The sequence below is a fragment of the Streptococcus sp. 17.1 genome, from assembly GCF_016648655.1.
GTDB classification, from domain to species: Bacteria; Bacillota; Bacilli; order Lactobacillales; family Streptococcaceae; genus Streptococcus; species Streptococcus salivarius_E.
On sequence record NZ_JACLQM010000009.1, the window covers coordinates 72,510 to 78,824 of the forward strand.

The following is a 6,315-nucleotide window of genomic DNA, read 5'->3' on the forward strand; positions in this document are numbered from 1 at the left end:
ATCAGTACCTCTTTTCTATCTGAATTGGGAAAGATCTTTATTGAAAACAATCTTGGTCAAAAAAGGTCAAATCTATGACTCCATTATAGCATGCGGAAGGTAGATTGCAAGTAAAAAGCATCTAGGTTTGGCACTCTCTTAACAAGAGTGCTAACATTGAATTTTAATTCAAAAACGCTTGTCTAAAATGTATAAATATTATATAATATTTTTATATTATTCAGAACGAAAGAGAGATACCTATGACACAAGCTAAATCATTTTTGAAAGAAATCGACTTTACCAAGCAGGAACTTGAGGAGTTAATCGATTTATCTATAAAATTTAAACAGCTAAAGAAGGAAAGAATTCCGCATAAATATTTAGATGGCTTAAATATTGCCCTGATTTTTGAAAAAACATCTACCAGAACTCGCTCAGCTTTTACAGTGGCTGGTCAGGACCTAGGTATGAATGTGACCTACCTTGGTGCTGGAGACATTCAGTTAGGTAAAAAAGAATCTGTAGTTGATACAGCCAAGGTGCTTGGTTCTATGTTTGAAGGAATCGAATACCGTGGTTTTAAGCAAGAAGATGTCGAAGAGTTGGCTAAGTACTCAGGTGTTCCGGTCTGGAATGGTTTGACGGATACCTGGCATCCAACGCAAATGATTGCGGATTTCATGACTTTGAAGGAGCGTTTTGGTAGTTTGGAAGGTTTGACCATCGCCTATATTGGAGATGGTAGAAATAATATGGCCAACTCACTTTTGGTCACTTCGGCTATTTTAGGCGTTAATGTCAAGATTATTGCCCCAGAGGTGCTGCAACCCGAAGATGAGATTGTAGCCCTAGCTCAGAAACATAATAATGGTGCCGATTTAACCATTACAGATGATATTTCAGAGGTCAAGGGAGTGGATATGCTTTATACGGATGTCTGGGTATCTATGGGTGAAGAAGTAGACTTTAAATCTCGTATTGATTTACTCCTGCCTTATCAAATTAATGCAGACCTACTTGCCAAGACGGAAAATCCAGATGTCATCGTTATGCACTGTCTCCCAGCTTTTCATGATCTCAATACTCAAATTGGGCAAGAAATCTATGACAAATACGGTTTGGCAGAGTTAGAAATCACCGATCAAGTCTTCCAAAAATACAGTGATATCATCTTCCAAGAAGCTGAGAATCGTATGCATTCTATCAAGGCCATTATGTACAATTCCTTGAAAAATATTTAAAATTCCCCCATTTTTCCCATAAGTGTGATAAAATAAGTAAGAAATACACAATTAATAGGAGAAATAACATGGAATCACATTTGGTGAGAATCATTAACCGTCTTGAAATGATGGCGGCTGATGGTGGTAATTTGAAACGTAATTTTGAACGTGAAGGAGTGGTTGTTGCCGAAGTATCATTTAGCAACGATCCTGAAAATGGTCCAGTTTTCACATTGCGTGACGTTGAAGCACGTGAATCTTATTCATTTGATAGTATCGACTTGATTGCAATGGAAATCTACGATTTGCTTTACTAATAAATCATTTGGGGACTTTACAAGGTTCCAAAAATTCAGAATGCCTGAAACTCGATAGTTTCAGGCATTTTTATCAGGATGAAAGCATCGGGTAATGCTTGTATGGGTTACCAAAATAGGCAGTATCTCAAATCATTGACAAACCTTTTGGGAAGATGTCATCTTAGGAGGACTTGAGGTGTCTTGCTTGAGAGATTTGATAGCGATGTCTATAACTTAGTTTTTATACTGAAATATCGCATTTATAAGAAAATACTTTATTTTTATACAGTCTTCTGATATAATATTGAAGAATATTAGTAAGGAGTATCTAGATGAATTTTTCATTTCTACCGCAGTTTTGGTCTTACTTTAACTATGGTGTCTTAGTAACAATTATGATTTCGGTCTGCGTGGTCTTCTTCGGAACCATCCTCGGGGTTTTGGTATCCTTGGCCAAGCGTTCTGGAATCAAACCTTTGGAGTGGCTAGTAAGCCTTTATGTTTGGGTTTTCCGTGGGACTCCTATGGTTGTGCAGATTATGATTGCTTTTAACCTCATCCACATGAACCTTCCAACTGTGCAGTTTGGGATTTTAAACCTTGATTTGTCACGTATCGTTCCGGGTATTATCGTCCTTTCTTTGAACAGTGGTGCTTATATTTCTGAGAGCGTACGTGCAGGTATCGAGTCTATTCCTAAAGGCCAGATTGAAGCAGCCTACTCACTTGGTATCCGTCCATGGAATACCATGCGTTATGTGGTCTTGCCTCAAGCTATTAAAAATATCTTGCCTGCCTTAGGTAACGAGTTTGTCACTATTATCAAGGATAGTTCGCTCTTGCAAACCATCGGGGTTATGGAATTGTGGAATGGTGCACAAACTGTTGCAACAACGACCTACTTGACTTTGACGCCGCTCTTGTTCGCAGCCTTCTATTATTTGATTGTAACAACAGCTATGACGGCACTCTTGAAACAAATGGAACAACGACTTGGGGAGGGACGTAAATAATGGCAGAAACAATTATTGAGATTAAAAATCTTCACAAGTATTTTGGTAAGAATGAAGTTCTCAAAGGGATTGATCTAGATATTAAAAAGGGTGAAGTAGTGGTTATCATTGGTCCTTCAGGATCAGGAAAATCAACCTTCCTACGCTCAATGAACTTGCTTGAGAAACCTACAAAAGGCGTTATTTCTTTTGAAGGTGTGGATATTACAGATAAGAATAACGACATTTTCAAAATGCGTGAAAAAATGGGAATGGTTTTCCAACAGTTTAACCTCTTCCCTAACATGACAGTTAAGGAAAATATCACCTTGTCACCGATTAAAACCAAGGGTGTTTCAAAAGCTGATGCAGATGCGAAAGCTATGGAACTTTTAGAAAAGGTTGGCTTGAAAGATAAGGCAGATGCCTACCCAACAAGTCTATCTGGTGGTCAGCAACAACGTATTGCAATCGCACGTGGTTTGGCTATGGATCCAGACGTTCTCTTGTTTGACGAACCAACATCAGCCCTTGATCCGGAAATGGTTGGTGAAGTTCTTGCCGTTATGCAAGACCTTGCTAAATCAGGGATGACAATGGCTATCGTTACCCACGAAATGGGCTTTGCTTATGAAGTGGCTGATCGTGTTATTTTTATGGATGGCGGTGTTATTGTCGAAGAAGGTACCCCACAAGAGATTTTCGACAATACTAAGGAAGATCGTACCAAGGATTTCTTGAGCAAGGTTTTGTAAGATATTCATTAAGTATGTATACATTGTTTGTGAAGGCTGGAACTTTTCTGGCCTTTTCTTTTTGTGTTCTGCTTTTCTAGAATTATTCTTATTTAGGATAACTTTGCGGAAAAGATGGATAAATATGCTATAATGATGCCGTATCAAAAATAATAAAGTAGGTCAAGAAAAATGCTCATATATGATGCGGCCTTAAAAACGCCTTACCGGATTCTTGGCATTAACCTCCCTAAGGATAGTCTTTTGCACTTATCTAACCTAGGGCTGGCTGCCGGTGAAATGATTGAGGTGGTAACTAAGACCAAGAACAGTGCTATTATTATCGTAAAGGGGAGTCGCTTAGCCTTTGATGCTTCGATTCTAGATAAGATTGATTTGGCACCTGCAGAGGAAGAACAGGAAAAGATACCTCTTTCTGAATTACCAGTTGGACGTTCGGCTATCGTTACGGATATTTTTTCAGCAAATGAGACCAAACGGCGTCTTATGGATATGGGAATTACAAAGCGTACTCGGGTCTTATTGCGTAAGGTAGCCCCTTTGGGAGATCCTCTAGAAATTAGCTTGAGAGGGTATGAATTAACCCTACGCAAGTCGGAAGCGCAAATGATTAGTGTGGTCATGCTGGACGAGGGAGAGGAAAAATGACAGAAATTGCATTAATAGGTAATCCTAATAGTGGTAAAACCAGTTTATTCAACCTGATAACAGGGACCAATCAGCGTGTTGGTAACTGGCCGGGTGTTACTGTAGAACGAAAAAGTGGTCTGGTCAAAAAGAATAAGGATTTAGAAATCCAGGATTTACCAGGGATTTACTCAATGTCACCCTATAGCCCTGAAGAAAAGGTAGCGCGTGACTATTTGTTGAGCCAAAGGGCCGAAAGTATTCTAAATGTGGTTGATGCGACTAATTTGGAGCGTAACCTTTATCTGACAACGCAGTTGATTGAGACAGGTATTCCAGTCACTTTAGCACTTAACATGAGTGATATTTTGGAGGCTCAGGGAAAACAGATAAATATTGATAAATTATCTTATCATCTAGGTGTCCCAGTAGTAGCTACTAGTGCTCTCAAACAAACTGGTGTTGATCAGGCAGTGAAGAAGGCAGCTCATACAACGACTTCTACAGTCGGTGACATTGCCTTTCCAATTTATGACGATAAGTTAGAAGCTGCCATCTCACAAATTTTGGAAGTCTTGGGAAATTCGGTGCCACAAAGGTCTGCGCGTTTTTATGCCATTAAACTCTTTGAACACGATGCTTTAGTTGAGGCTGAGCTAGACTTATCCCCATTCCAACAAAAAGAAATCAAAGATATCATTCGTATCACTGAGGAAATTTTCACAGAAGATGCGGAGTCAATTGTCATTAATGAGCGTTATGCCTTTATTGAACGTGTTTGTCAGATGGCTCAAAGTCATACGGAAGATTTTGCCCTGACCTTGTCAGATAAGATTGATAGGATTGTTACCAACCGTATTTTGGCTTTACCAATTTTCGCAGCAGTTATGTATTTGGTTTATTTCTTATCTATCCAAACTGTTGGAACCATGTGGACAGACTGGGCTAACGATGTGCTTTTTGGTAAGTATGTTCCAGATTTGGTAACTTCTGGTCTTGACTTTCTTCAAGTTCAGGACTGGCTTAAGTCTTTGATTGTTGATGGTATCGTTGCTGGGATTGGGACAGTACTAGGATTCCTTCCTCAAATTTTTGTGCTCTTTATCTGTTTGGGTGTGCTTGAGGACATTGGATATATGAGTCGTATTGCCTTTGTTATGGACCGTATTTTCCGTCGTTTTGGACTTTCTGGAAAATCCTTTATTCCTATGTTGATTTCTACAGGTTGTGGGGTGCCAGCGGTTATGTCTAGTCGAACGATTGAAAATGAAAGGGACCGTCGCATTACCATTATGACGGCAACCTTCATGCCTTGTTCGGCCAAGTTGGAAGTAATTGCCTTGATTGCTGGAGCTTTCTTCCCTAGTAACTCATTAGTAGCACCAAGTACTTATTTTATTGGGATGGCTGCCATTATCTTATCAGGTATTGCCCTCAAAAAGACGAGTTTTTTGGGTGGCCTAACCAGTCCGTTTATAATGGAATTGCCTGCTTACCATTGGCCTAAAGCCATGTCAGTTTTGCGCTATGCCTTTGGTAAGGCTATGAGTTTTGTCAAACGTGCGGGAACCATCATTTTCAGTTTGACAGTGCTTATCTGGTTTATGTCTAACTACAACTTTACGCTACATACGGTAGATACGGAAGCCAGCATTTTGGCGACTCTCGGTAGGAGTTTGTCTTGGATTTTTGATCCGCTTGGATTTGGAAATTGGAAAGCAACAGTTGCGGCTCTTACAGGCTTAGCTGCCAAGGAGACTGTTGTTGCCACCTTTGGTATTCTCTATCATAATAGCAGTGAAGCTGGTTTAGCTGCGGCTTTACGAGGAGATTATTCTTCCCTAGCAGCTTATTCCTTCTTAGTCTTTAATTTACTGTGTGCCCCATGTTTTGCGGCTATTGGAGCTATTAAGCGTGAAATGGCCAATCTTAAATGGACGGTTGGTGCTATCGGTTTTCAAACAGGCCTAGCTTATTGTGTGAGTTTAATTCTTTATCAGTTTGGCCAAGTTATCCTATACGGCAAGTCAACGACAATTTGGACTTTTGTTGCTTTCTTGCTGTTAGTGACCATGATTTATTTTGTGGTTCGTAAACCACGTCAGATTAAGGATCAAATCATTAGCTTAGAGAATCTTCAAGAAGCCCATATTTAGGTTTAGGAGGAATTGTTATGTCAACGTTTATCATTGCCTTCATTATTTTTGCTTTGGCTGGTCTTGGCATCCGTCACTATATCAAAGGAAAAGGTTCTTGTGGCGATTGTGAGTGTTCTTGTCCGGTTAAGGAAGAAATGCATAAGGCTAATCGCTAATAATATATAGAAAAATGGTCTCTTAAATGAATAAGAGACCATTTTCGGCTCCTTGTCAACTGTAGTGGGTGACGAAAAGCTAACATCTAGAGAGAACCTGATAGGTTTTCTCTTTTTGTATGT

General features: G+C 39.6%; 7 protein-coding genes. All 7 read left to right on the forward strand.

Features of this window, described 5'->3' with window-relative positions; genetic code table 11:
- Positions 1 to 242 precede the first annotated feature (242 nt).
- The 7 genes from argF (at position 243) to H7T99_RS06955 (ending at position 6,192) form a co-directional block, all read left to right on the forward strand.
- Positions 243 to 1,223, forward strand: coding sequence for an ornithine carbamoyltransferase (gene argF, locus H7T99_RS06925; RefSeq protein ID WP_021144495.1), 981 nt, complete (start codon positions 243 to 245; stop codon positions 1,221 to 1,223).
- Positions 1,224 to 1,291: 68 nt separating this feature from the next.
- Entirely contained in the window at positions 1,292 to 1,522 is a 231-nt protein-coding gene (locus H7T99_RS06930; protein WP_002885970.1) for a DUF1797 family protein, read from the forward strand.
- A gap of 314 nt (positions 1,523 to 1,836) precedes the next feature.
- Positions 1,837 to 2,517: an amino acid ABC transporter permease gene (locus H7T99_RS06935; protein ID WP_002890385.1), complete on the forward strand. Its 681-nt coding sequence runs from the start codon at positions 1,837 to 1,839 to the stop codon at positions 2,515 to 2,517.
- Positions 2,517 to 3,251, forward strand: coding sequence for an amino acid ABC transporter ATP-binding protein (locus H7T99_RS06940; RefSeq protein ID WP_037602114.1), 735 nt, complete (start codon positions 2,517 to 2,519; stop codon positions 3,249 to 3,251). Before H7T99_RS06935 ends, H7T99_RS06940 begins: the two co-directional genes overlap by 1 nt.
- 171 nt (positions 3,252 to 3,422) lie before the next feature.
- Positions 3,423 to 3,899, forward strand: a complete 477-nt coding sequence (locus H7T99_RS06945) for a ferrous iron transport protein A (RefSeq protein ID WP_037602116.1) — start codon at positions 3,423 to 3,425, stop codon at positions 3,897 to 3,899.
- Positions 3,896 to 6,034 carry a ferrous iron transport protein B gene (feoB, locus tag H7T99_RS06950; protein ID WP_037602118.1) on the forward strand — a complete coding sequence of 713 codons (2,139 nt, stop codon included), beginning with the start codon at positions 3,896 to 3,898 and terminating at the stop codon, positions 6,032 to 6,034. Before H7T99_RS06945 ends, feoB begins: the two co-directional genes overlap by 4 nt.
- Before the next feature lie 17 nt (positions 6,035 to 6,051).
- Positions 6,052 to 6,192 carry a FeoB-associated Cys-rich membrane protein gene (locus H7T99_RS06955; RefSeq protein ID WP_002890392.1) on the forward strand — a complete coding sequence of 47 codons (141 nt, stop codon included), beginning with the start codon at positions 6,052 to 6,054 and terminating at the stop codon, positions 6,190 to 6,192.
- The last annotated feature ends 123 nt before the right edge of the window (positions 6,193 to 6,315 follow it).